We start from the raw sequence: 24462 nt of genomic DNA, 5'->3' as shown, positions 1-24462 counted from the left end.
AGGTCGTGAGAGCCGGGCCCGCGCTTCATGCCTCCGGGAGTGCGATCACCGTGCGACCGGCCGGGTCAGCGCTGCAGGGTGAGCAGGCCCGGTCGGTACGGCAGCTGGATGTACGAGGTGCCCGACGGGACGTTGGGGGACAGGCCCTGGTAGAGCATCTGCAGGTTGCAGGGGTCGACGGTCATGGTCTGGTCGGGGTTGTTGCGGACCAGGTCACCGTGGCTGATGTCGTTGGTCCAGGTGGCGCCGCTGTTGGCCTTGCCGGCGAAGGGGTTGGCCTCGGTGGCGGCCTGCGCGGTCCACGGACCGATCAGGCTGGTGGCGGTGAACGAGCGGAAGTAGCGGTTCTCGGCCGCGCCGCGCGCCTCGACGATCATGAGGTACTGGTTCTGGCCCTGGACCTTGTAGACCTGCGGCGCTTCGAACAGGTTCTTCACCGTGTCGCTCATGACCGTGGTGTACGAGGAGCCGAAGCTGCCCGGGAAGTTCCCGATCGGCATGGTCGACTTGTAGATCGAGCCGTTGTCACCGGCGAAGAACAGGTACATGTTCTGGTCGTCGGCGATCAGGGTCGGGTCGATCGGGCCGCCGGTGGGGAGACTGCCGGTGAACAGCGGCTGCGGCGCGGACCAGCCGTTGGGGTTGGTCGGGTCGCTGGTCGTGCGGTAGGTGAAGGGCCAGGCGGTACCCCATCCCAGCGAGGCCAGCACCCAGGTGTTCTTGGGCGCGAAGTAGAACAGCTGGGGCGCCACCGCGGACGAGGGCATGGCGATCTGGGCGGCCGAGGCCATGTCCGACCAGTTCGTGAAGGGCGAGAACCCCATCGACTTCCAGTTCAACCCGTCGGAGAAGGTCGCGTAGACCAGGTGCTTGCCGTTGTAGACGGTGTCGGTGAAGTCCTTCAGCGCTGCCCAGCCGTTGGCCGGCTGCGCCAGCGCGCCCGTCGAGCTCCACCGGTACGTCGACGGAAGAGCACACGTGGTGCCCGTCCCGGACAGACCGGTCCACTGCTGGTTGCTGCCGCCGCTGCAGTTCCAGAGCTGCACCGCCGTGCCGTTGGCCGTGCCGGCGCCCGAGACGTCCAGGCACAACCCGGACTCCACGCCGACCACAGAGCCGTCGGCGTTCACCCGCCACTGCTGGTTGGCACCGCCGGTGCAGGACCAGATCTCCACCTTGGTCCCGGCCGCAGTGGCGTGGCCCGGAACGTCCAGGCACATGTTGCCGTACACGGTCAGCTGGTTGGCGGACGTCAGCGTCCACTGCTGGTTCGTCCCGCCCGTGCAGTCCCAGATCTGCAGGAACGTGCCGCCGGTCTGGCTGGCGTTCGGCACGTCGAGACACCGGCCGGAGCCCGTACCGCGCAGGGCGCCGGTGGTGGCGGCGTGCGCCGCCGGGTTGGCGACGAGCACCGCCGCCATCGCCACCACGGCCGCGACCATGGCGGTGAGCACCACGGGCAGTGGCCTGCGGTGGGAACTTTGCCTGTGCATTGATATCTCCTACGGGGTGGGATGGAGCTGTCACCCGGTGGTGCCGGTGGGGCGGGTGACGTTGAGGCGCGCCTCGACGCGTCGCGGCGAGGCCGGACAGTGCGGCCAGGAGGAGGACCCGGGGCCGGAAATGTTAGCGCTAACAATTCAGGCCGAGAGTGAACGCTCCTGGTGGGAGGAGGACGGTTTCCGGGTGTGAGCGGAGTCAATACCCGCCCAGCCGGGCACGTCAAGATGGCTGCAGCGACTTTCCCGACCGGGAACGGCAACACGCCGGAAACGCGTGAGTGACCGTCAATACCGCTACGTGGGCGAACCGGCCCGCGATCGGGCAGGGGATGTCCGCAGGCAGCCGCGGAGTGGACCCACTTCTCCAAGTCTGCCCACGGCCAAGGCGGTTGAGCAGCCTCGCGGATCCGTGACCGCCGCCACGCCCGCGAACGCTCCCCGCAGCGCTCACCGCTGCGGCACGGCATCCGGTCGAGGGAGAGCCGCCGCGGCCGGACCGGCTTCGACGCCGGGCTGCTGCTCGCCGGCACCGAAGGCTTCGGCTTCCGGCACGGCGAGGTCTGGGCCGTCCATCCCGCCTGGAGCGGCAATCACGTCCTGTATGCGGAGCGGCTGGCCGACGGGACGACGGTCCTCGGCGGCGGCGAACTGCTGGACGCGGGTGAGATCCGGTTGGAGGAGGGCGAGTCCTACCGGACCCCGTGGGTGTACTTCGCGGCATCCGGCACGGGGCTGGACGGGATCAGCCGAGGATTCCACGACATGCTCCGAGCCCGCCCGCAGCACCCGACCACGGCCCGGCCGGTCACCCTGAACATCTGGGAGGCGGTCTACTTCGACCACGACCCCGAGCGGTTGAGCCCCTTCGCCCGGACCGCCGCGGAGGTCGGCGTGGAGCGGTTCGTCGTGGACGACGGCTGGTTCCGGCACCGCCGCCACGACCGGGCCGGCCTGGTGACTGGTACGTCGACGAGACGGTGTGGCCCGAGGGGCTCCGCCCGTTCGCCGACCACGTCCACGGGCTCGGCATGCAGTTCGGCCTCTGGTTCGAGCCCGAGATGGTCAACCCCGACTCCGACCTGGCCCGCGCCCACCCCGACTGGTTCCTCGCCGACCCCGAGCGCCTCCCGTTCGAGCAGCGCAGCCAAGCACGTCCTGGACGTCGCGCACCCCGACGCCTACGCCTACCTGCTGGAGCGGATCAGCACCCTGGTCGGGGACGTGGGCATCGACTACATCAAGTGGGACCACAACCGCGACCTCGCCGACGCCGTCCACGACGGCCGGCCCGGCGTGCACGCGCAGACGACGGCGGTCTACCGGCTGCTGGACGAACTGCGCGCCCGCCATCCCGGTCTGGAGATCGAGTCCTGCTCCTCCGGCGGCGCCCGCGCCGATCTCGGCATCCTCGAGCGCACCGACCGGATCTGGGGATCGGACAACATCGACCCGATCGAACGCCAGGCCGTCCAGCGCTGGACCGGCCTGCTCCTGCCGCTCGAACTGATCGGCTCCCACGTCGGCTCCGCCCCCGCCCACATCAGCCACCGCGACACCGCACTGGCCTTCCGCTGCGCCACCGCCCTGTTCGGGCACGCCGGCATCGAATCGGACATCTCGACCTGGTCGAAGGACGACCTGACCGCGCTCACCTCGTGGGTCGGGGCCTACAAGCACCTGCGGCCGCTGCTCCACGGCGGCGACGTCGTCCGCACCGACCGCCCCGACCCGGCCGCCTGGGTCCACGGCGTCGTATCGCGGGACCGCTCCCACGCCGTCTTCGCCTACGTCCAGCTGGGCACCTCCGTCGCCGAGAACGGCGCGCCCGTACGCCTCCCGGGTCTGGAGCCCGACACCCGCTACTCCCTGCGGGTGCGCCCCGAGCTCTCCTCCCCCGAGCACACCTGGCCCGCCTGGGCGAAGCGGGCGACCGCCCTCACCATGACCGGCCGGTACCTGGCCCGGGTCGGCCTGGCCGCCCCGAACACGGCCAACCGCCCCGGCCACGCGCTGGTGGTCGAAGCCCAGGCGCAACCCCCGGCCGCTCGAACGTCGTGAACCCCCGCAGGGCGCCCCGCACCCGCCTCGACGAACCCGTGCCGAGCCGATGGTCGGTCATTCCTCGGTCGGGCCGAGGTCGGGCTGCTCGCGCAGCTCTACCGTGCGGTCGAGACTCGTGGCGTGCAGTTCGAGCACGGTGATCTCGTTCGGCCCCGGGCGCAGGACGGGGCCGGGTACGAACAGGGAGCGCTGGGGGCCGCGGGACCAGTGGCGGCCGAGGTGGAAGCCGTTGATCCAGACGTTGCCCTTGGTCCAGCCGGGCAGGTGGACGAAGGTGTCGGCCGGTTCCTCGACGTCGAAGGTGCCCCGGTGGAAGACCGGCCCGACGGCGGGACCCTCGGCGGGTGCGAAGGCGAGGCCGCTGAGGTCGGTCAGGGGCAGCGGGCGGTTGGCCCAGCCCGTCAGTTCGGCGCCGTTGAGCCGGACGGGGCCGAGCAGGCCCTTGCGGTCGTGCATTCCTTGGCCGTAGTTCACGCGGCCCTGGTTCTCCACCAGGACGCGCAGCACGCTGCCGGCCGCGGGGGCGGTGAACGCGATGGCCCGTTCGTGGTTCTCCCGTTCGACCACACCGATGGGCTGCCCGTCGACGAAGACCTGGGCGCGGTCGCGGACGCCGTCCAGTTCCAGCAGCGCGGGGCCGCCGGTCGGCAGGGTCGCCTCGTAGAGGACGTAGCCGAAGTCCTGCTGCAACTGCTCCATGGTGAGCGGGTGTTCGGACTTCACTGCACTGCCGAGTGCAGACAGGCCGGTGAACAGCGGTGCGGTGTCGGTGAGCGTCACCCTGGCCGCGGGGAGCATGGGCGCGGGGGCTGGCAGCGGCTCGGCCGGGACCGGGGCGTACTTGCCGATGACGTCGCGGAAGGCATGGTACTTCGGGGTCGGGTCGCCGGCCTCGTCGAGCGGGGAGTCGTAGTCGTAAGAGCCGACGGTGGGGCGGAACGTGTGTTTGTCGTTGGCGCCGTTGGCGAAGCCGAAGCTGGTGCCGCCGTGGAACATGTAGAGGTTGACGGAGGCACCGGTGGCCAGCAGCTCGTCCAACTCCTGCGCGGCGGCCTCCGGTTCGCGGACGACGTGGTGGCCGCCCCAGCGGTCGAACCAGCCGATCCAGAATTCGGTGCACATCAGCGGGCCGTTCGGCTGGTGGGCGCGCAGCGCGGCCAGGCCCTGGCGGGCGCGGCTGCCGAAGTTGGCGGTGGCCAGGACGCCGGGCAGGCTGCCGCGGGCGAGGTCGGCGGGCTGGTCGCAGGTGAACAGCGGAACATCGACGCCAAGGCTGCGCAGCAGAACGGCGAGGAGGGCGAGGTGCGCGGTGTCGTCGCTGTAGGCGCCGAACTCGTTCTCCACCTGCACCGCGAGGACCGGCCCGCCGCGCGTGGCCAGCCGGTCCAGCAGCGGCGGGAGCAACTGCTGGAAGTAGGCGTCCACGGCGGCGAGGTACACCGGGTCCTGGCTGCGCAGCCGGATGCCGGGTTCGGCGAGCAGCCAGGACGGCAGGCCGCCGCCCTCCCACTCGGCGCAGATGTACGGGCCGGGGCGCAGCAGGACGTGGAGGCCCTCGGCGGCGGCCAGGTCGAGGAAGCGCGGCAGGTCGAGTCCGGCGTCGAGCCGGAAGGCGTCGGGTCGGGGCTGGTGGAGGTTCCAGGGGACGTACGTCTCGACGGTGTTGAGGCCCATCAGGCGGGCTTTGCGCAACCGGTCGGCCCAGTGGTCGGGGTGGATGCGGAAGTAGTGCAGGCCGCCGGAGATGATGCGGAAGGGCTCGCCGTCGAGGGTGAAATCGTCGCCGTCGATCTGGAGGACGGGCATGGTGGGGCTCCTGAGGAAGGGTGGCCGCAGCGAGGGGCCGGTTCCACCGGAGGGCATCCGAGGGGAACCGGCCGCACCGCGTGCCGCGGTCGTCGTGTTTAGGGTGGTGTGCAGGGCCGTCACAGCCCCACTGGCTGCCATTCCTGGTTGGCGCCGCCGTTGACGGGCCAATGGATGACCTTGGCGCCGTCGGCGGTGGATCCGCTCTGCACGTCCGCGCACAGTCCGCTCTTGATGTTGACGAGGCGGTAGTAGCCGCTGGTGGCCGCCGGAACGAGCTTCCACCACTGGTTGGTGCCATTGGTGTCCGACCCCTGGTCCAGGGCTGTGCCGTTGCTGGTGGAGCCGCCCGGGACGTCGAGCACCTTGCCGCTGTTGACGTTGGACAGGCGGTAGGACCCGTCGTAGTCGGGGAGCAGCTTCCACTGCTGGTCGGCGCCGCCGGACCAGGTGTTCTGGATGACGGGCCCGCCGTCGGCGGTGGAGGCGCCGGAGACGTCCAGGACCTTGCCGCTCTTGCGGTTGACCAGCTTGAAGGGGCCGGTCAGCAGGCCGATCGTGATCGTGGTGCTCGTTCCTGCGCTCAGCGACACGGTGCGGGCGTGGCTGCCCAGCGCCGAGGTGGTGACCGTCGCGCCGGTGGTGATGGATGCGATGCCGCGTCGGCAGATGAAGGTGATCTTCTGGTCGATGTCGGAGATGAGCGTGACGGTGGCCGTGCGGGCCGCCGTGTCCCAGGACAGCGACCGGATGGTGACGCGGTTGCGGCCGCGCACGCCGTTGATGGTGCCCTTCGTGAGCTGGTCGGGGAGGGCGGGGAGGATCTCCAGGACACCGGGGCGGGTGTAGACGAGTGCTTCGCCGAGGACGGCGGGGATGGTGTTGGCGGCGTCGCAGTTGTAGGTGGTGAGGTCCGGGTTGTGGGAGGTCATCAGACTCCGCCACACCATGTTCTTGCCGTAGATCTTCAGCAGGTTGCCGTAGACGCCGGGGCCGTCCTTCAGGCGGGCGCGGGCCAGCGCCCGGTGGAGGCTGCCGTGGGCGGCATAGTTCGGGTCGACTCGCTTGTCCAGCGCCTTGGCCGCGTACTTGACGAGGTCGGGCTTCTCCTCCGGGTTGATCTCGTGCAGCGGCCAGGCGCCGTACAGGTGCTGGACGTGCCGGTGGTTGTAGCGGTCGGTCAGGCCGGGCCAGGACCACTCGGCGAGCGCCCCGTCGCTGTTGATCGTGTAGTCGGGGAGCTTGGCGAGCAGGGCGGTCCAGCGTTGCACGCCCTGGCCGCTGCCCTGCTCCAGGCCGAGGGTGTCGGCCGCGTCGATCGCGGCCTGGAGCGCGTGCCGGCCGGCCATGATGTCGCCGGTGGCGTTGATGGAGAACGCCTGGTTGGTGCTGAGCGGGCTGTTCTCCATGGAGTAGGAGGGGACGAAGACGGCCTTGCCGCCGGCGTCGGTGCGGGTGAGGAAGTCCTCGTAGAACAGGGCCAGTTCCATCAGGGCCGGGCCGAGCTTGTCCTTCAGGAAGGCGCTGTCGCCGGTGACCTGGTAGTACTCCAGAAGAGGGTAGAGCAGCCAGTCGGCGCCGCCGGTCCAGGCCTCGCCGGGGAAGCTGGTGCCGTTGAAGTGCAGCATGTGCCCGTACTCGCCGTCGGTCCGGGTCGGGGCGAGGAAGCCGCGGGCGCCGTAGAGGTTGGTGGCGTTGTCGCGCCAGTGGGCGAGCTCGCCGAGGACGAGGTCGAAGTAGCCCTGCATGGCATCGGTGAGGTCGAGGATATTGCCGCCGGCGACCTCCAGGTTGATGTTGGCGTCGGTGGTGAAGTCGTCGGCCCAGGAGCCGTTCCAGGTGCCGGTCCAGATGCCGGTCAGGCGTGGTGGCAGAACACCGCTGGAACTGATGAAGAGATAGCGGCCGGAGTCGTACATCCGCTCCAGCAGTGCGACGTCGACCGCGAACGTGTTGCCGTTTTGCCGGGCTATGAGCTCGCTGGTGGCCAGCCGTCGGTCGGCGGCGGAGACGTTCAGGTCGATGCTGGAGCGGTCGTACATGGCCTGGTGCTTCGGGGCGTGGCGGCCCAGGAGGGTGGCGTAGTCGGCCGTCAGCGCGGCGAGGGCGGTCTGCAGGGGCCGGCCGTTCCAGCCGGTGGAGGTCTCGTACCGGCCGAGCTTCGTCAGCAGCAGCACCTTGGTGGCCTTGGCGACCACCAGGGTCTGCCCGTCGGCGGTGACGGAGGAGCCGCTGCCGGAGGCCACGACGCGGGTGACGCCCTCGTAGCCGTAGGCACCGCCGGAGGGGTAGGTGCCGCGCAGGTTCAGGTAACCGTCGCCGCCGGTGACGGTGGCGGTGGTGGAGAAGGACACTTTGGTCGGCACGCCCGTGAGAGCGGTGTTGACGCTGATGGTGGTGTCCACGGTGCGGCCGGTGGCGGGCAGCAACTCGTGGACGATGACCTGGTCGGCGCGGGAGACGAAGACGTGGCGCTGCCAGGTGCCGTACTGGTCGGTCCAGGTGTGGGTGACCTCTCCGGTGCGGAAGTCGGTGATGCGGGCGAAGTCGTTGATGGTGGTCATGCCCGGGGTGCTGAGCTGGAGTTCGTAGCCGGGGTGGAAGGTCTGGGTCCAGCGCAGGCCCCAGCCGTGGGCGAAGGTGGTGGAGGCGCCGGAGTAGTCGCCGGCCAGCGCCTGGTCCCGGGCGGCCTCGAGATACGGCGAGATCACGGGGGGCATGACGCTCCGGCTGCCGTTGGGCAGCACGAACCGGTGATGATTGAAGATCATCTTCTCGAGCGTGGGCTCGCCGTAGTAGACGGCCCCGTACTCGCCGTTGCCGCTCAGGAAGCCGTCGGTCCAGGCCGAAGCGGTGGCGTTGTCCCAGATACCGCGGTCGGGGAGGGTGACCTGGGGCGGTACGGCCGCGGAGGCCCGGGCGGGGCGGACCAAGCCGGGCAGGGCCGCGGCTCCGGCGGCGAGGGCGGCCGTGGTGAGGAAACGCCGACGGTTGAGGGGGAGGTCGGGCAGTGGCATGGGTGGACTCCGTTGTCGGACGGTGAGCACAACCGGGCACAGGGGTGCTTGTCTACGGGGTCACGGTCACCCCGGGCGCCATCTCGGCGGTCCCGTTGGTGAGCTTTCCGGAGCCCGTGGCGCCCTCGGAGCCGACGAAGCGCAGCTCGTGGTTGGCGCCCCCCGCGTTGCAGACGGCGAGCAGCAGCGTGGACTGCTTGGCCGCGTAGGCGTTCTGGACGAAGGCGGTGATGTCGACGGTGATGTCGCGGCCGTCGACGGCGTTGCCCTGGTGGGTCCCGCCGCCCTCGGGGATGAGGGTCGTACCCAGGGTGAAGGTGGCCGACCTGGCGACGGAGGAGGTCGTGGCGGTGAAGCTCGGCCGGTTCTGCCAGGTCGTCGTGGAGACCGGGCAGGACGTGCCGCCGCCGGTGCAGGTGGTGTCGCTGACGGGCTGAACGAGCAGCTGGTCGGTGTCGGTCGACGGCACCGACGAGTAGCGGTGGCCGACGTAGGTGAGGTGGAGCGTCGCCTGGCCGGGCGCCCTGGTGAGGCTGCTGAGGGGGAACTGGAGGTAGGAGAGCTTTCCGTCTCCTGATCCCGTGGTGTACTGCTCGCCCATCAGGCCGACCCCGGTGTTGCGGGTGATCAGGGTCAGGTCCGAGGAGTTGTTCTTGGTCTGGTCGCCGGTCCACGCGCCGACCCAGGTGTCGCCGTTGGCGAGGGCGCCGGCCTTCACGTTCCGGGTCTGGCCGTTCGCGTCCGTGTAGGTGGTGGTCAGCGTGCCGATCCCGCTCGTCGTCAGCGGAAGCTGGCTGGTGTATTCGACGAGCTGGCCGGCGACACGGAGGTTGTTCAGCGTTGCGTTCGTGGCGCCGTTCAGCGTGCTGCCCGTGTTCTGCCGCGAGAACCACACGTTGTCGAGGTTGAAGGTGCCGATCGGGGCCCTGGTGTACGTGTACGCGGAGCCCGACCCGTCCGGGTTGGGGGCGAACCCGTAGGTCGCCTGCTGGTCGGCGGTGATGGTCTGGGTGGAGCCGTTGCCGCCGTTGAGCCCGATCGGTCCCTGGGTGAACCGGGAGGTGTCGATCGAGCTGTTCTTCACCACGATGCTCTGGATGCGCGGGTACGGGTTGGGGCCGTTGTGGACGTAGATGCCGCCGGCCGACGGCGACACGGAGTTGAAGTTGTCGAACGTGTAGTCGGTGAGCCGGTACCCGTACGGGCTCCAGCCGATGCGGATCGCGTTGCCGGCGGCGACGGACCAGTTCAGCGTGTTGCTGACCGAGATGTTCTTCGAGTCCTCGTTGTCCCAGTGGTAGGAGTTGAACCCGAGATCGCCGGCGACGGCGTCGTGCGCGGCTACCGCGTTGACATACCCCTGGACGTCGGCGCTGGAGGTGCCGAGCTGGAAGTTGTTCCACACGCCGGAGGCCAGCGGGGTGAATCCGTCGCTGGGGTTGTAGTGGCCGGAGGCGAACGCGTCGTCGTTGCCGAGGGTGAAGACGCCGTTGGCGGTGATGTCCTGGCCGCTCGCGAAGTCCGTCCCGTCGATCCACGGCTGGCGGTACGGGGTGAGGGCCTTGATGTTGTTGAACGTCACCCTGTTGGCGCTGTGGGTCTCGTAGTTCCACTGCTTCGCGTTGCGCTCGTAGGTGTCGTTGAACGTGATGTCCGACGAGTGCATGACCATGACGCCGCCCTGGTGCTGGCTGCGGTAGGCGTCGTGCGAGTCACCGCTGCTGGTGGCGTTGTAGTTCGCCACACCGTTGCCGTCGAAGACGCCGCGGCCGTCGATTTCGATGTTGCTCGAGTTGGTGATCCCGATCGCCGGTTCGAACGCTTCCATGTACGCCTGGACGCGGTTCTTCAGCAGGGCCCCTTCCTCGGTGTAGATCTTCAGCTTGCCGCCCTTGAGCCTGCTGCCGTCCAGACCGTTGACCAGGAGACCGGACCACACGTACGTGCCGTTCGGGAAGTAGAGCGTGTTGAGCGCCGTGGGGTTGGCTCTGATGGTGTCGACCGCGGCCTGCAGCGCGTACGTGACGTCGTTGGCGGCCATCACCCGCACCTTCGGGTACCGCACGTTGACGCTGCTCGCGTTCACCAGGCTCCCGGCCGAGGTCTGCTGGCCGGCGGGGACGTCGGTGCCGTCGACGGTCCTGCCGGCCATGGAGCTCGTCGTCGCGGCGGGAGCCTGCTGGGCCGCGCTGTTCGGGTGAGCAGCGAGGTACTTCACGGCGAACTCCTGGAAGTCGAGGACACCGGTCTGGAGGTTGACGCCGGACCCGTCGGACGCGCTCGTGGTGTCCGGACGCTGTGCCGGGTCCTCCGGCGGGTCGTTGACGACCGCCAGGTAGGGCTGTCCCGTGGCGTTGGTCGAGTCGCCGTTGACCATCACGATCGCCTGGTTCAACCCGGCGGCGGCCGACATCCGGAACGTCAGGGTGTGTTTGTCCGTGCTCACCGAGACGCTGCCGGACGGGTAGTAGCGCGCCGGGTAGATGTTCACCGTGTCGATCGTGGTGCTGGGCAGCGTGACCGTGATCGTCGGTGTCCGGGAGTCCGACGCGAAGCGCGCGATGTCGAAGTTGTGGCCGTTCTCGGTGTACTGGACGGCCTGGACGGGCATGCCGGCGGCCTGCACCTGGTACTTGGTGGACGCCGCGTCAGGGGACGTCGTCGTGGCGCCTCCCACGCCCGTCGGTGCGTAGGTGTGGACGGTGGTGGCGGCGTGTGCGGGGACGGCGCCGGCGAGCATGAGGCTCGCCGCCATGATGGTGGCGCCGGCAGCGCCCGCGATGAGGCGGCGCATGCGAGAGCCGCGTCGCGCCGGGGCGGGGTTCGGGTCGGCGTCGCCGCCGGCGGGTCTGATCATGCCTAGTCTCTCCTCAGGACGAGACCTCTTCAGGTCTGTTCAGGCGCTCGCCGTCCGCTGGAGACGGCGCGGAGCATTCGCGATGCCGCGGCCGGACTACAGCCGTCGGGCCGTCACGGCCGAGAGGACGGCGCACCGAGCACGAGGGCGCGGGGGACGTCGAGTGTCTGTTTCTCGCGCGGTGGACCACGGCGGCTCCACTCGTTGACCGATCCACGGGATAGACGTGGCGGGGAGATTACTGCCGTGTTTCCGCAGCCGTCAATGCTCCGCGCACCGCAAGCCGCGGGAGCATCTGCGACCTGCCCTGAAGCCCAACTCCCGTTCCTTGACGGCTGAATCACCGCTGCCGCACGAAGCCTTGCCCTGCTGCGGCAGTTGCCCTACGCTGGCGCCACTTTCGTGGATCGATAAATGTTTCGGGGAGTGCTCGTGGTGACAATGGCGGAGGTGGCAGCTCGGGCGGGAGTCACCAAGCAGACCGTCTCCAACGTGGTGTCCGGCAAGAAGGTGCGGCCGGAGACCCTGGCGAAGGTGAACACGGCGATCGCCGAACTCGGCTACAAGCCGAACCTGGTGGCCCGGTCGCTGCGCACGGGCAGCACCTCGACCGTGGGGCTGTTCGTGCCGTCGGTGGCCAATGCGTTCTACTCGGAGGTCGTCGAGGAGGTGGAGAACGTCCTGGTCGGCCACGGCTACAACCTGCTGCTGGCCACCACGCGCGACGACCCCGACTACACCCGGGCCCACCTGGAGAACCTCGCCGCCCGCTCGGTGGACGCGCTGCTGGTCGCCGGCGACAAGGGCGTCGAGCAGCAGTTGCCGATGCTCACCGCGGCCACCTTCCCGGTCGCCCTGTTCGCCTGGGAGGGCGAGCCGCCGACCACGCTCCCGGTGGTGTCCATCGACTACGAGCACGCAGGCTTCCTGGCGGGGCGCCACCTGCGCGACCTCAGCCACCGGAACGTCGCGGTGATCGCCGACCTGCCCGCCCACACCCTGCGCGTCGGCGGCTTGCGGCGCGCGTTCGCCGCCGACGGACTGGACATCGACGACCGCAAGGTGTTCGCCCGTACCAGCGACGACGCCGCGGGCGGCTATGCCGCAGCCTGCGCGGCGCTGGACGCCGACCCGCAGCTGACCGCGATCTTCGCCACCCACGACGTCCTGGCCCTCGGCGCCATCGAGGCGGTGGTCCGGTCCGGCCGACGGGTCCCCGAGGACGTCAGTGTCGTCGGCTTCGACGACATCGCCCAGGTCGGACGGATCGAACCGGCCCTGACCACGGTCACCTTCCCCAAGCGCGAGATGGCGCAGCAGGCCGTCGAACTGCTGCTGCGCGCCGTCGACTCCGGCCGGCCCCCGACCAACGTCATCTCCCTGCTGCGCCCGACCCTGACCGTCCGGGCGAGCAGCGCCCCGCCCCGGGCGACCGCCTAGCACCCGGCCCCGGCCGGCAGGCTGCCCCGTGAGCGGCGGCATTCCTGCCATGCCGCCCCCTGCCACCTGGACGAGCCCCGAAAGGTGATGCCCCTCCGATGAACGACCTCGCCCCCCACGCCTACGTCGAAGACCCGTCGCCGGGCACCGGACGGTTACGGCCGCGTGCCGCGTTCACCTCCGACCTGCCCGTGATCGGGCTCGATGGCGACTGGAGATTCCGGCTGGCGACAGGGCTGGACGACCTCTCCGGGGACCTCGCCGCGCCGGACTTCGACGACAGCGACTGGGATCTGCTCGCCGTGCCGTCCTGCTGGCAGATGACCGGCCTGCCCGGTGAGCCGCGCTACGGCGCCCCCGCCTACACCAACATCCTGTACCCGTTCCCGGTCGACCCGCCGCGGGTGCCCCGGCAGAACCCGACCGGCGAGTACCGCCGCGCGTTCGAGGTTCCGGACGGGTTCCCGGCGACGGCCGCGGTGCTCCGGTTCGAGGGCGTCGACTCCGCGTTCGCGGTCTGGCTCAACGGTGTCCGGCTCGGCGACGGCAAGGGCAGCCGGCTGACGACCGAGTTCGACGTCTCCGCCGCTCTGCGGCCCGGCCGGAACGTGCTCGCGGTCCGCGTGCACCAGTGGTCGTCCGGCAGCTACCTGGAAGACCAGGACATGTGGTGGCTGTCGGGGATCTTCCGGTCGGTGTCCGTGGCCGCCCGTGGTGTCGAGGACTTCTTCGTCCACGCCGCCTTCGACCACACCACCGGCCGGGGCACCTTGGCCGTCCACGTCACCGCCCCTACCCGGGTGTCCCTGTCGGTGCCCGAGCTCGGTCTGTCCGCCGCCGACCCGGCCGGACCGCACACGGTCGACGGTGTCGAGCCCTGGTCGGACGAGAACCCGCACCTGTACTCCGGCGAACTGGTCTCCGAAGCCGGGGAGCGGATCCCGCTGCGCATCGGCTTCCGCACCGTGGCCGTCGAGGACGGGGTGCTGACCGCCAACGGCCGGCCGATCTCCCTGCGGGGCGTCAACCGCCACGAATGGCACCCACTGACGGGGCGCACCCTGACCGGGGACACCATGCTGGCCGACGTGCTGCTCATGAAGCGGCACAACATCAACGCGGTGCGCACCAGCCACTACCCGCCCGACCACCGCTTCCTGGACCTGTGCGACGAGCACGGGCTGTGGGTGTTCTGCGAGGGCGACCTCGAGACGCACGGCTTCGAGCCCGGCGGCTGGCACCGCAACCCGAGCGACGACCCCGCGTGGCGCGAGGCCTACCTGGACCGGGCCGCGCGGCTCGTGGAGCGCGACAAGAACCACCCCTCGGTCGTCGTCTGGTCGCTGGGCAACGAGTCCGGCGCCGGAGCCAACCTCGCCGCCGCGGCGGCATGGATCAGGCAGCGGGACGACGGCCGCCTGATCCACTACGAAGGCGACTGGGCGAGCTGCTCCTACGTCGACCTGTACTCCCGGATGTACATCGGCGTGGACGAGCTGGCCGCGGTGGGGCGCGGTCAGGAGGCGCCGACCGCCGATCCGGACGACGACGCCCGCCGCCGTTCGCTGCCGGCCGTGCTGTGCGAGTACGGGCACGCCATGGGCAACGGCCCCGGCGGCCTGTCGGACTATCAGCAGGTCATCGAGGCGCACCCGCGTCTGGCCGGCGGCTTCATCTGGGAGTGGATCGACCACGGGATCGCGCGGACCACCGAGCACGAGGACTCCTTCTACGCCTACGGCGGCGACTTCGGGGAGGAGGTCCACGACGGCAACTTCGTCGCCGACGGGCTGCTGTTCCCCGACCGCACGCCGTCGCCGGGCCTGGTCGAGTACAAGAAGGTCATCGAACCGGTCCGGATCCGCATCGACCCGGCGGCGTGTCGGATCACCGTGCTCAACCTGCACCACGTCCGCCACAGCGGCTACCTGGACTTCCGATGGACCGTCGAGGACGGCGGCGAGCCGGTCGGCTCCGGCAGCCTGGCCGTCCCCGCGACCGCACCGGGCGCGGCGAGCACCGTCGAGTGGCCCGCCGACCTCGCCGCCGCGCTCGATGCCGCACGCAAGGACGGTTCGGGTCACGAGGTGTGGCTGACCGTGAGCGCGGTGCTCGCCGCGGACGAGACCTGGGCAGGGGCCGGCCACGAGGTCGCCTGGGGCCAGGGGATGGTGGTTCCGGCTGCCGCGTCCAGCCCCTTCCCGCCCGTTGCGGCCGTCGCCCACGACGGCCAGGTCGTCCTCGGCTCCGCACGGTTCGACGCCCGCAGCGGTCTGCTGGTCCGCCTCGGAGACCTGGAGCTCGACGGCCCGCGGTTGGACGTCTGGCGGGCCCCGACCGACAACGACCTGCTCGCCGCGTTCGCCGAGCCGCAGATCACCGCATGGCGCACCGCCGGACTGGACCGGATGCGCCACGAGGTCCTGCGCGTCGCCCCCGACGCCTCAGGACTCACGGTCACCGCCAGGCTCGCCGCCGCCGGGTCCTCCTCCGGGCTCGACGTGGTCTACCGCTGGACAGCCTGCGACGGGCCCGGCGGGGACGGGATCCGGCTCCGTCTGGACACCACCGTCACCCCTGACGGCGCCTGGCCAGTGCCGCTGCCCCGCCTGGGTGTCGCCATGTCGCTGCCCGGCACCGACGCCGAGGTCGAGTGGTTCGGCCCCGGTCCCGGCGAGGCCTACCGCGACTCCCGCACCGCGGCGCGCGTCGGCCGCTACCGGTCGACCGTCGCGGCGATGCAGACCCCCTACGTCCGCCCGCAGGAGAACGGCAACCGCCACCGCGTCCGCAGCGCCCGGATCACAGCCCCGGGCGGCACCCTGCTCATCACCGGCGCGCCGGTCATCGACCTGACCGTCCGTCCGTGGAGCACCCGAGCCCTCGCCGCAGCGGCCCACCGGCACGACCTTGCCCCCGACGGCAGGCTCCACCTCCACCTGGACCACGCACACCACGGCCTGGGCAGTGCGGCCTGCGGACCGGGTCCGTTGGCACCGGACGTACTGGCCGCGGTCACCGCCGCGTTCGCCGTGGAGTTCAGCACCACCCGGTAGGCGGGCCTCGCCCGCCCGCCCACCGGCCGTCCAGCAAGTACCCCACCTACGAAGGGTTTCTCGAATGGACCGCACCACCATACCCACGCGCAGATTCCTGGCACTCGCCACCTCCGCCGTCCTCGCGGCCGGCCTCAGCGCGTGCAGCAGCGCCACGAGCGACTCCGACAACGCGGGGAAGAGCCAGGCCGGGCCGGTGACCATGGAGTTCTGGGGCTGGGCTCCCTACGAGAAGATCGTCGACCAGTGGAACGCGGCCCACCCGGACAGCAAGGTCACCTTCAAGAAGATCCCTTCGGGCGGCAAGGGCGGCTACACCCAGATCAGCAACGCGATCACCGCCGGCAAGGGCCCGTGCCTGGCCCAGATCGAGTACCAGACCATCCCGTCGATGCTCGTGAAGAACACAGTCATGGACATCACGAAGTACGCGAGCGCCGACATGGCCAAGTACCTCCCGTCCGCCGTCTCGGCCACCAGCATCGGCGGCAAGATCTACGGCGTCCCGGTGGACGTCGGCCCGATGGTCCTCTTCTACCGCAGCGACCTGTTCGCCAAGTACGGCATCACCACTCCGCCGGCCACCTGGGCCGAGTACAAGGCCGACGCCGAGAAGGTCACCGCCGCCGATCCGAGCGTGAAGTTCGGCACCAGCGGGCCCGGCGACGGCAACGACATGGCCGCCTTGAGCCTGCAGACCGGCCAGTCCTGGTACTCGACCCAGGGGAACAGCTGGACCGTCAGCATCGACAACCCCGGCACCCGGAAGGTCGCCGCCTACTGGCAGGAGATGAAGGACAAGGAGCTGGTGACGAAGACCGGCAACGCCTGGGACCCGCAGTTCGACAAGGCCTCCGAAGAGAACAAGGTGCTGACGTTCGTCGGCGCGTCCTGGTCCTCCGGCGGCCTGAAGTCGGACCTGAAGGACCAGGCCGGCAAGTGGGCGGTCGCCCCGATGCCGACCTGGGAGGCCGGCGACGGCAAGAGCTCCTTCAACGGCGGCTCGGCCACCTCTGTGATGACCGGGTGCGAGACGCCCCGCGAAGCGGCGCAGTTCGCCGCGTTCCTGTCCAGCGACCCGCAGGCCGTGAAGGCGGGCATCGAGGGCGGGCTGTACCCGGCGTCGAAGGCCGGACAGGACGATCCGTTGCTCGCGGAGGGTGACCCGTTCTTCGGCGGTCAGAAGGTCGGCGACCTGTACAAGGTCTCCGCCGCGCAGGTCCCCACCACCTGGACCAACGGCCCGACCTATCAGCAGGTCGAGACGGACTTCACCACTGCCATCGGCTCCGGCACCTACCCGGACGCGGTCGCCAAGGTCCAGGCCTCGACGGTCGCCGCGATCAAGCAGCTCGGACTGTCGGTGACCAACGGCTGAGGTGGCGGGACTCGAGCCGCCCCGAAGGGTTTCCGCGGCCGCCCCTACCCGGCGCCGCGGGGACCCGCCCCCTGACGACGAACCGCCCAGCGAGGTTTCCATGAGCAGTCCCAGCAGCGCCCGGACCGCGTCGCCGCCGCGGTCGGTGCCCGCGGTCATCCCCCGTGTCTCCCCCGCCGGACGGCCTCGGCGCGCCGGCCGCCGTACCGCGTTGACCGCGTCGGGTTTCCTGGCGCCGTTCGCGGTGCTCTTCCTCACCATGATGATCGCGCCGATCGGCTACGCGATCTACCAGAGCTTCTTCACCGTCCACCGCGCCGGGCTGTTCGGCGGTACGCAGTCCACGGAGTTCGCGGGACTGTCCAACTACGCCGCCGCCTTCGGCGACCACGACTTCATCGCGTCGATCGTCCGGGTCGTGCTGCTGGGCTGCGTCCAGGTCCCGGTCATGCTGGGCCTGGCCCTCCTGCTCGCGCTCCTGCTGGACTCCCGCTCGGCCCGGCTGCGGAAGAGCTTCCGGCTCGCGTTCTTCCTGCCCTACGCGCTGCCGGGTGCGATCGCCGCGGTGATGTGGTCCTTCCTCCTGGCGAAGAGCCTGTCGCCGTTCACCGGACCGCTGTCGCACCTCGGGATCGACATCGACTTCCTGTCGCCGTCGTGGGTCCCGGTCTCGATCGGGAACATGATCACCTGGGGCTGGACCGGCTACAACATGCTGATCATCTACTCCGCGCTGCAGACGATCCCCGCCGAGGTGCTGGAGGCCGCCGCGCTCGACGGCTGCACCGGATGGCGCCTGGCGTGGGCGGTGAAGATCCCGCTGGTGCGTCCCGCGCTGGTGCTGACCACGGTCTTCTCCATCATCGGGACGGCGCAGATGTACACCGAGCCGGCGGTGCTGGTCGGCGCGCGCGTACCAGGCGTCTCGCCGAAGTTCTCCCCGATCATGAACACGACCCTGGGCATGGACCTGGGCGGCCAGAACCTGGCTGCCGCCGAGTCCGTCGTGCTCGCACTGCTCACCCTCGTGCTCTCGTTCGGGTTCCTCACGTACACCCAGCGCAAGGGAGCGATGGCATGAGCGTGATCCACGCCGGCCGGCCGACCCGACGGGCCCCCCGCGGCACGGAGATCGCGAGCAAGGTCGCCGTCAACGGAGTGCTGGGCCTGATGGCCCTGTACACGCTGATCCCGCTGTGGTGGCTGTCGGTCTCCGCGACCAAAAAGTCGGGCTACCTCTACACCGGTGCGCCGCTGTGGTTCTCCCATTTCGACCTGGTCGCCAACGTCAGGACCGTGTTCAGCTTCGAGGGCGGCATCTTCTCCACCTGGCTCGCCAACAGCGCGCTGTACAGCCTCGTCGGCGCGACCGTCAGCACCCTGCTGTCCGCGATGGCCGGCTACGCGCTGACCAAGTTCCACTTCCGCGGCCGGGAGAGCGTCTTCAACGTCATCCTCGCCTCGGTCCTCATTCCGGCGCCGATGTTCGCCCTGCCGCTGTTCCTGCTCATGGCGAAGCTCGACCTGACCGACTCCTACTGGTCGGTGCTGCTGCCCAGCTGCGTCAGCCCGTTCGGCGTCTACCTCTGCCGGATCTTCGCCGCGGCATCCGTCCCGGACGAACTGCTGGAAGCAGCGCGGCTCGACGGGGCGGGCGAACGGCGCACCTTCTTCCGGGTCGGCCTGCCGCTGATGGCACCGGCCCTGGTCACCGTCTTCCTGTTCCAGTTCGTCGGCATCTGGAACAACTACCTGCTGCCCTCGCTCATGCTCAACTCCTCCTCACTCCAGCCCGTCACCGTGGGACTGGTGCAGTGGCGCTCGGAGTTCGCCAACGGCGTGCCGCCGCTGGTGCCGATCACCGGGGCATTCCTGTCCCTGATCCCCCTGCTCCTCGCCTTCGTCAGTCTCCAGCGGTTCTGGCGCAAGGGCCTGACCGCCGGCGCCGTCAAGTAGGACGTCCGCCAACCCACTCCGCCTCACAGCAAAGGACCACCGCATTGCACCGCGCTCGCATAGTCCTCGACCGGCAGGCCGTCGTCGCTCCGGTCCGGCGCCGTACCTTCGGCTCCTTCGTCGAGCACCTCGGCCGCTGCGTCTACACCGGGATCTACGAACCGGAGCACCCGAGCGCGAACAAGGACGGCTTCCGCATGGACGTCGTCGACCTCGTCCGTGAGCTCGGCAGCACCACGATCCGCTACCCGGGCGGCAACTTCGTCTCCGGCTTCCGCTGGGAGGACTCGATCGGCCCGCGCGAGCAGCGCCCGGTCCGCCGCGACCTGGCCTGGCACTCGCTGGAGTCGAACCAGGTCGGCCTGGACGAGTTCGCGGCCTGGCTCAAGCTCACCGGCTCGGAGCTGATGCTGGCGGTCAACCTCGGCACCCGTGGCATCCTCCCCGCCCTCGACCTGCTGGAGTACGCCAACCACCCGTCCGGCACCGCGCTCTCGGACCTGCGCATCGCCAACGGCACGCCGGAGCCGCACAACATCCGCATGTGGTGCCTCGGCAACGAGATGGACGGGCCCTGGCAGACCGGCTACTTGAACGCCGAGGACTACGGCAAGCTCGCCGCCCGCACCGCGTCCGCCATGAAGATGGCCGACAAGGACCTCGAACTGGTCGTCTGCGGCTCCTCCTCGGCCGGCATGCCGACCTTCGGCGACTGGGAACGCACAGTGCTCGAACGCAGCTTCGAGCACGTCGACTACATCTCCTGCCACGCGTACTACCAGGAGCACGACGGCGACCTGGGCTCCTTCCTCGCCTCGGCCCTCGACATGGACTTCTTCATCGACGGCGTCGCCGCGACCATCGACCACGTGACAGCCAAGAAGCACGCGGTCAAGAAGATCGGCATCTCCTTCGACGAGTGGAACGTCTGGTACCTGAAGGAACACCAGGATTCCGACGAGGTCAACGACGAGTGGCGGCACGCCCCCCGGCAGCTCGAGGACGTCTACAGCGCGGCCGACGCCGTGGTCGTGGGCAACCTGCTGATGACCCTCCTCAAGCGCAGCGACCGCGTCACCTCGGCGTCGCTCGCGCAACTCGTCAACGTCATCGCGCCGATCATGACCGAGCCCGGCGGCCCGGCCTGGCGCCAGACCTCCTTCTACCCGTTCTCGATCACCAGCCGGCTCGCCGCCGGCGAGGTGATCCGCCCCGCGATCGAGTCGCCGACGTACACCACGGCACGCTACGGCGAGGCCCCCGTCATCGACGCCGTCGCCACCGTCGACGAGGACCGGTCCGCGCTGTTCCTCGTCAACCGCGGCCTCTCACAAACCGCCCAGGTCACCATCGACGTCCGCAGCCTCGGCTCCTCACGCATCCTCGAGGCGCTCACACTCGCCGACCAGGACGTGTACGCGAAGAACACCCTCGCCGAACCCGACCGCGTGGTCCCCCACACCAACCCGAGCGCCACCCTGACCGACGGCGTACTCACCATCGAACTGCCGCCGGTGTCCTGGACCGCCGTCGCACTCCACTGACCCCGAAGGCAACGGGAGAGCCCGTGCCCGTGCTGGTTGACGGCGCACCAGGCGCTGGAACTGCCAGGTCGCGGTGAGCGTGCACGCTGCCACGGACTGCGCGTCGTGCCCGTTGGACCGGCAGTTTCACCTGCCCCGGGAGGGGACCGACGACCCCGCCCGCTCCCGCCGGAGCGGTGTCCCCGAGGGCACCGTCCGCGCCTGGCCCTCGGGTTGCGGGACAACGTGTTGGACTGGGGGCACAAGGCGCCGGTGGTGGTGGCCGACGCGGGCTACGGCGCCACCGGTCCAGGTCCAGCGCCGCCCTGCCACCGCGGAGAGGGAGTCGGAGCGGGCGCGTGGCCTCAGTACCAGACGGAGAACGTGGCGTCGGCTCTGCCGGTGGCAGTGGAGATCGGGTCGATGCGCAGCACGTAGTCGTAGTGCCGGATGCAGCGGTCCGGGTAGTTGTGCGAGCGGAACGACGACCAGGACGGGTCGGCGAGCCCGGCCGTCTCGTGGAAGGTGGCGTCCTGGGCGAACTTCGCGGTGCCGTCGTTGGCGTCCAGTCGCAACTGGAAGTAGGCGTGCCGCAGGTAGCGGGTCGGGTCGGTGACGGACTGGAAGGAGACGCCGGAGGAGTCGGCGAGTCCCGGCACCAGCTTCCATTACGAGTCGGTGTAGGGGTCGAAGGGGTACGGGTCGATCCGGCCGATGCTGTCGGCCTGCCGCCAGTATCTGTCCGGGAAGTTGTAGGACTTCAGCCGGTTCCAGGCCGGCTTTCCCCACGTGGCGACCAGGTTGTCGTACACCGTCTGGGGGATCGGCTTGATGTCGGCGTGCTTGGAGTTGAGCGGCTGGGTGTAGACGCGCCGGTCGGTGGCGGTCCAGGTGCCGGTGGAGAGGTCGCTGGTCTGCCAGGTGTAGAACAGCGCGTTGGCGTCCCCCCACAGGTACCAGGTGCCGGCGGCCTGGGCGAGGATCGGGCCCTCGATGCCTCCCTGTGGTGCCAGGCCCGAGGTGAACTGGGTGAAGCTGCCAGGGGCGAGGGAGGTGGACCTCGCCCCCGTGAGGCTGTTGTGGCCTTTGTAGTACAGGTAGTTGACGCCGTTCACGTCCTTCGCCAGGGTGCCGTCGATGATGTCGTAGCCGGGGTCGAAGAAGACCTGCGGCGACGTCACGGTCCGGAAGTCCGTGGTGTAGTTGACCATGATCACGTTGTGGCCGCTGCTGTTGACGGCCGAGTAGATGAGGGCGTACTGGCCGCGGGAGGGGTCCCAGAAGGCGTCGGGCGCCCAGGTGTGGGTGGCCATGTCGTGCAGTTTCAGCAGGCGGTAGTTGTCGAAGGAGCGCAGGTCGGCGGAGTCCCAGACGTGGATGTACGGGCTCTTCCTGGTCCAGTCGGTGCCCTTCAGGTTGGTCGCCATGACGACGTAGGTGCCGTCCTGCTTGGACAGGATGACGGGGTCTCGCAGACCGCCGTCGCCCGCGGTCGGGGTCACGACGGGGTTGTTCTGGTTCAGCGGCATCCACTGCAGCGCGTCGGTGCTGACCGCGAGGTGCAGGCCGTAGTCCGTGCCGAGGTTTCTCGGTGACTGGGTGAAGTAGGCCATGACGAACGGGGAGGTCGTCGCGGCGCTCGCGGATCGGCTTCCGAGGGTCAGCAGGCCGGTGGTGGACAGCGGCACGGCCGCGGCCATGCCGAGGAAGAGCCGGCGCGACGGGAGGGGTGTTGCGCTCATCTGGTGCCTCCGGGGTGCAGGGAAGGTGCGGGCGGATCCAGACCCGTGGGCGGCCCGGACCCCGAGCCGCCCAGGTCGGATGCAGGGAGCCGCGCTGAGCCGGCTGGTGTCCCGAGCCCGTGCGCTCGTGTGGTCCCAGGCCTTGGTGCCGCCATGAGGGCCGCGCCGGCACTTCTGGCGGGCCGGTTCAGCTCGTCACACGGAAGGTGGCGTCTGCGCGGGCGGTCGTGGTGGTGATCGGGTCGAGGCGCAGCTGGTAGGCGTAGTGGCGGACGTAGCGGTCAGGGAAGTTGTAGGACTGGAACGACGACCAGGTGGGGTCGGCGAGGCCGGCGATCTGACGGAACGTCGCGTCCTCCGCGAACCGGGTGGTGCCGTCGTTGCGGACGAGCTGGAAGTCGTAGTTCGCGTGGCGCAGGAAGTAGCCGGGGAAGTTCACCGACTCGAAGGAGACCGTTCCGGTGCCCGCGAGACCCGGCCGCAGCCGGAACCGGGAGTCCTCGACGGGGCTGACGTTCGGGTCGATGCGCACGTCGAAGTTGCTCTGGCGGACGTACCGGTCCTGGAAGTTGAAGGACTGGAGCCGCTGGGCGGGGGTGTTGGGCCAGCGGGCGAGCACCCGGCTCTCCTCGGCCGCCGTCAGGGTCGTGATGGCGCCGTGGCGCTTGGCGGTGCCGCCCATGTCGTAGGCGGTGGAGGGCTGGAGCCGGTAGGTGCTGACGTCGAACGGGTTGGTCGTCAGGATCGGCCGGTACTCGCGCACGCCCTGCGGGTTGTTGTAGTCGATGTAGAGGGCCCATTCGTTGCGGTCCCTGAACTTCATCCAGACCGGGCCCTCGACCACGTTGCCGGTGAGGCCGATGCTGGAGAGGTTGCCGAGGTTGGTCCACGTCCCCAGGATCGAGTTGCTGCCCTCGACGTTGTTCTGGCCGTCGCCGGAGACCCGCAGGTAACGGTAGGGGCCGGTGCCGGCGGGCACCTCGGTCATCTGGGTGTCGACGACCGGCGTGGCGCCGGGCGGATCGATCCAGATCTGCGGGGTGGTGATGGTGCGGAAGTCCGTGGTGCGGGCGGAGTAGATGCGGTACTTGTTGATGCCGTTCACCGTGGCGTTCGTGGCCCAGTACAGGACGTAGTCGTTGGTCTCGGGGTTCCAGATCGCCTCCGGCGCCCAGGCGTTCTTTCCGCCGGGGATCAGCCCGGCGGCGCCGAGCAGCCACGGGTTCGACCACGTCACCAGGTCGGTCGACTCCCACACCACGAAGTTGGGGCTGCCGTTCTGGTAGGTCGAGCCGCAGCGGACGCACAGGTCGGTCGCGATGATCCAGTACCGGCTGCCGTCGGGCGAGCGCACCAGTGCGGGGTCACGCACTCCCTTTGTGCCGATCATGGAGTTCAGGACCGGTGCCCCGCCGTTGAGGTCGTTCCAGTGCAGGCCGTCCGTGCTGTGTGCGAGGTACAGCATCTGACCGGTCGCGGAATCGCCGGTGAAGTGGACCATCAAGTAACCGGGATCAGCAGCGGCCGCCCGCTGGGCTCCGGACAGGGCTTGGCCTGTGAAGAGGAGACAGACGGCGAGCAGCATCACCGACAGGCGGGCGCGAAGCGCGGACATGGACATCTCCTGACCGTTCTGTGCATGTACCGGGGTGAAGGGAGGAACCGGGGTGGCAGGCGGGCTTGGTCTCGGTGGGGCGGGACGTCAGTGCCGCACGACGCAGAGGACGCAAGGACGCCCGACCGACTGTCTCTTTCCGAGTGCGGCACGTGTCGGCGTGGCTCGCGTGAACCGAAGGTGACGCCGCTGTTTCGCTCCCGTGAGATTGTTAGCGCTAACAATTGAGCCGACAAGAGCAAGTGCCCGCTGTTACCCAATCGTGATCTGCCTGACCCTGCTCAACCCACCACAGCAGCGGCGCTGTTGATGGCGCCTCGAACGGAAGGCCCGCCGGCTGGAACAGGACCGGGGCGAGTGGATGGGTGAGTACGACAAGGTGACGGAGAGGAACAAGCAGGCGACTCCTGCGGGGCCAGGTCGCAGCGGCACGGCCCCCGGCCGCGGGGGGCGGGGGGTCCCCCCCGGGCCCCACGGGGACCCCCCGCGGCGGGGGGGCCGGGGGGGCG

General features: G+C 69.8%; 12 protein-coding genes and 3 pseudogenes. 9 read left to right on the top strand and 6 right to left on the bottom strand.

What is annotated here, in order from left to right:
* Positions 1 to 65: 65 nt before the first annotated feature.
* A complete protein-coding gene (locus ACFV0G_RS04035) occupies positions 66 to 1493 on the bottom strand; it encodes a non-reducing end alpha-L-arabinofuranosidase family hydrolase (protein ID WP_380541194.1) in 1428 nt (475 codons plus the stop codon).
* A 414-nt stretch (positions 1494 to 1907) separates the two neighbouring features.
* On the opposite strand from ACFV0G_RS04035, the pseudogene ACFV0G_RS04030 reads away from it, so the two are divergent.
* A pseudogene (locus ACFV0G_RS04030) lies at positions 1908 to 2590 on the top strand (alpha-galactosidase); the annotation flags it as partial.
* Positions 2591 to 2657: 67 nt separating this feature from the next.
* Positions 2658 to 3560, top strand: coding sequence for an alpha-galactosidase (locus ACFV0G_RS04025; RefSeq protein ID WP_380541200.1), 903 nt, complete (start codon positions 2658 to 2660; stop codon positions 3558 to 3560).
* Between the two features lie 57 nt (positions 3561 to 3617).
* On the opposite strand, the gene ACFV0G_RS04020 is transcribed toward ACFV0G_RS04025, so the two are convergent.
* From ACFV0G_RS04020 to ACFV0G_RS04010, 3 genes are all read right to left on the bottom strand, one after another.
* Entirely contained in the window at positions 3618 to 5369 is a 1752-nt protein-coding gene (locus ACFV0G_RS04020) for a glycoside hydrolase family 35 protein (protein WP_380541192.1), read from the bottom strand.
* Positions 5370 to 5488: 119 nt separating this feature from the next.
* Positions 5489 to 8386 carry an RICIN domain-containing protein gene (locus ACFV0G_RS04015; protein WP_380541189.1) on the bottom strand — a complete coding sequence of 966 codons (2898 nt, stop codon included), beginning with the start codon at positions 8384 to 8386 and terminating at the stop codon, positions 5489 to 5491.
* A 52-nt stretch (positions 8387 to 8438) separates the two neighbouring features.
* Positions 8439 to 11243, bottom strand: coding sequence for a glycosyl hydrolase family 28 protein (locus ACFV0G_RS04010; protein ID WP_380541186.1), 2805 nt, complete (start codon positions 11241 to 11243; stop codon positions 8439 to 8441).
* A gap of 441 nt (positions 11244 to 11684) precedes the next feature.
* Between ACFV0G_RS04010 and ACFV0G_RS04005 the strand changes: the two genes are divergently transcribed.
* The 7 genes and pseudogenes from ACFV0G_RS04005 to ACFV0G_RS03975 form a co-directional block, all read left to right on the top strand.
* Entirely contained in the window at positions 11685 to 12683 is a 999-nt protein-coding gene (locus tag ACFV0G_RS04005; protein ID WP_380541197.1) for a LacI family DNA-binding transcriptional regulator, read from the top strand.
* A gap of 98 nt (positions 12684 to 12781) precedes the next feature.
* On the top strand, positions 12782 to 15739 hold the full coding sequence (locus ACFV0G_RS04000; RefSeq protein WP_380541183.1) for a glycoside hydrolase family 2 TIM barrel-domain containing protein: 2958 nt from the start codon (positions 12782 to 12784) through the stop codon (positions 15737 to 15739).
* Positions 15740 to 15803: 64 nt separating this feature from the next.
* Positions 15804 to 17117 (top strand): ABC transporter substrate-binding protein, encoded by a 1314-nt coding sequence (locus ACFV0G_RS03995; protein WP_380541180.1) that lies wholly within the window; start codon positions 15804 to 15806, stop codon positions 17115 to 17117.
* 211 nt (positions 17118 to 17328) lie between these two features.
* The gene (locus ACFV0G_RS03990; protein ID WP_380541177.1) at positions 17329 to 18198 is read left to right on the top strand and encodes a carbohydrate ABC transporter permease; all 870 of its coding nucleotides are present in this window, start codon (positions 17329 to 17331) and stop codon (positions 18196 to 18198) included.
* A complete protein-coding gene (locus tag ACFV0G_RS03985) occupies positions 18195 to 19073 on the top strand; it encodes a carbohydrate ABC transporter permease (RefSeq protein WP_380541174.1) in 879 nt (292 codons plus the stop codon). The genes ACFV0G_RS03990 and ACFV0G_RS03985 overlap by 4 nt, the downstream gene beginning before the upstream one ends.
* A 44-nt stretch (positions 19074 to 19117) precedes the next feature.
* Entirely contained in the window at positions 19118 to 20617 is a 1500-nt protein-coding gene (locus ACFV0G_RS03980; protein ID WP_380541171.1) for an alpha-N-arabinofuranosidase, read from the top strand.
* A gap of 73 nt (positions 20618 to 20690) precedes the next feature.
* Positions 20691 to 20750 (top strand): annotated as a pseudogene (locus ACFV0G_RS03975) (hypothetical protein); the annotation flags it as partial.
* A 211-nt stretch (positions 20751 to 20961) separates the two neighbouring features.
* Here the strand turns inward: ACFV0G_RS03975 and ACFV0G_RS03970 are convergent.
* Positions 20962 to 22338: pseudogene (locus tag ACFV0G_RS03970) on the bottom strand (glycoside hydrolase family 43 protein).
* A gap of 187 nt (positions 22339 to 22525) precedes the next feature.
* On the bottom strand, positions 22526 to 23953 hold the full coding sequence (locus ACFV0G_RS03965) for a glycoside hydrolase family 43 protein (RefSeq protein ID WP_380541168.1): 1428 nt from the start codon (positions 23951 to 23953) through the stop codon (positions 22526 to 22528).
* Positions 23954 to 24462: the final 509 nt, after the last annotated feature.

This window comes from Kitasatospora sp. NPDC059571, assembly GCF_042735675.1.
GTDB lineage: Bacteria > Actinomycetota > Actinomycetes > Streptomycetales > Streptomycetaceae > Kitasatospora.
The sequence above is the reverse complement of the archived record's forward strand: the minus strand, read 5'-3'. Positions and strand labels throughout refer to the sequence as shown.

What these genes read in the sequence shown, in the direction of transcription:
- ACFV0G_RS04010 (WP_380541186.1), bottom strand. Translation starts at nt 11,243, where the DNA reads ATGATCAGACCCGCCGGCGGCGACGCCGACCCGAACCCCGCCCCGGCG.
- ACFV0G_RS04035 (WP_380541194.1), bottom strand. Translation starts at nt 1,493, where the DNA reads ATGCACAGGCAAAGTTCCCACCGCAGGCCACTGCCCGTGGTGCTCACC.
- ACFV0G_RS03995 (WP_380541180.1), top strand. Translation starts at nt 15,804, where the DNA reads ATGGACCGCACCACCATACCCACGCGCAGATTCCTGGCACTCGCCACC.
- ACFV0G_RS04000 (WP_380541183.1), top strand. Translation starts at nt 12,782, where the DNA reads ATGAACGACCTCGCCCCCCACGCCTACGTCGAAGACCCGTCGCCGGGC.
- ACFV0G_RS04020 (WP_380541192.1), bottom strand. Translation starts at nt 5,369, where the DNA reads ATGCCCGTCCTCCAGATCGACGGCGACGATTTCACCCTCGACGGCGAG.
- ACFV0G_RS03965 (WP_380541168.1), bottom strand. Translation starts at nt 23,953, where the DNA reads ATGTCCGCGCTTCGCGCCCGCCTGTCGGTGATGCTGCTCGCCGTCTGT.
- ACFV0G_RS04005 (WP_380541197.1), top strand. Translation starts at nt 11,685, where the DNA reads ATGGCGGAGGTGGCAGCTCGGGCGGGAGTCACCAAGCAGACCGTCTCC.
- ACFV0G_RS03985 (WP_380541174.1), top strand. Translation starts at nt 18,195, where the DNA reads ATGAGCGTGATCCACGCCGGCCGGCCGACCCGACGGGCCCCCCGCGGC.
- ACFV0G_RS04015 (WP_380541189.1), bottom strand. Translation starts at nt 8,386, where the DNA reads ATGCCACTGCCCGACCTCCCCCTCAACCGTCGGCGTTTCCTCACCACG.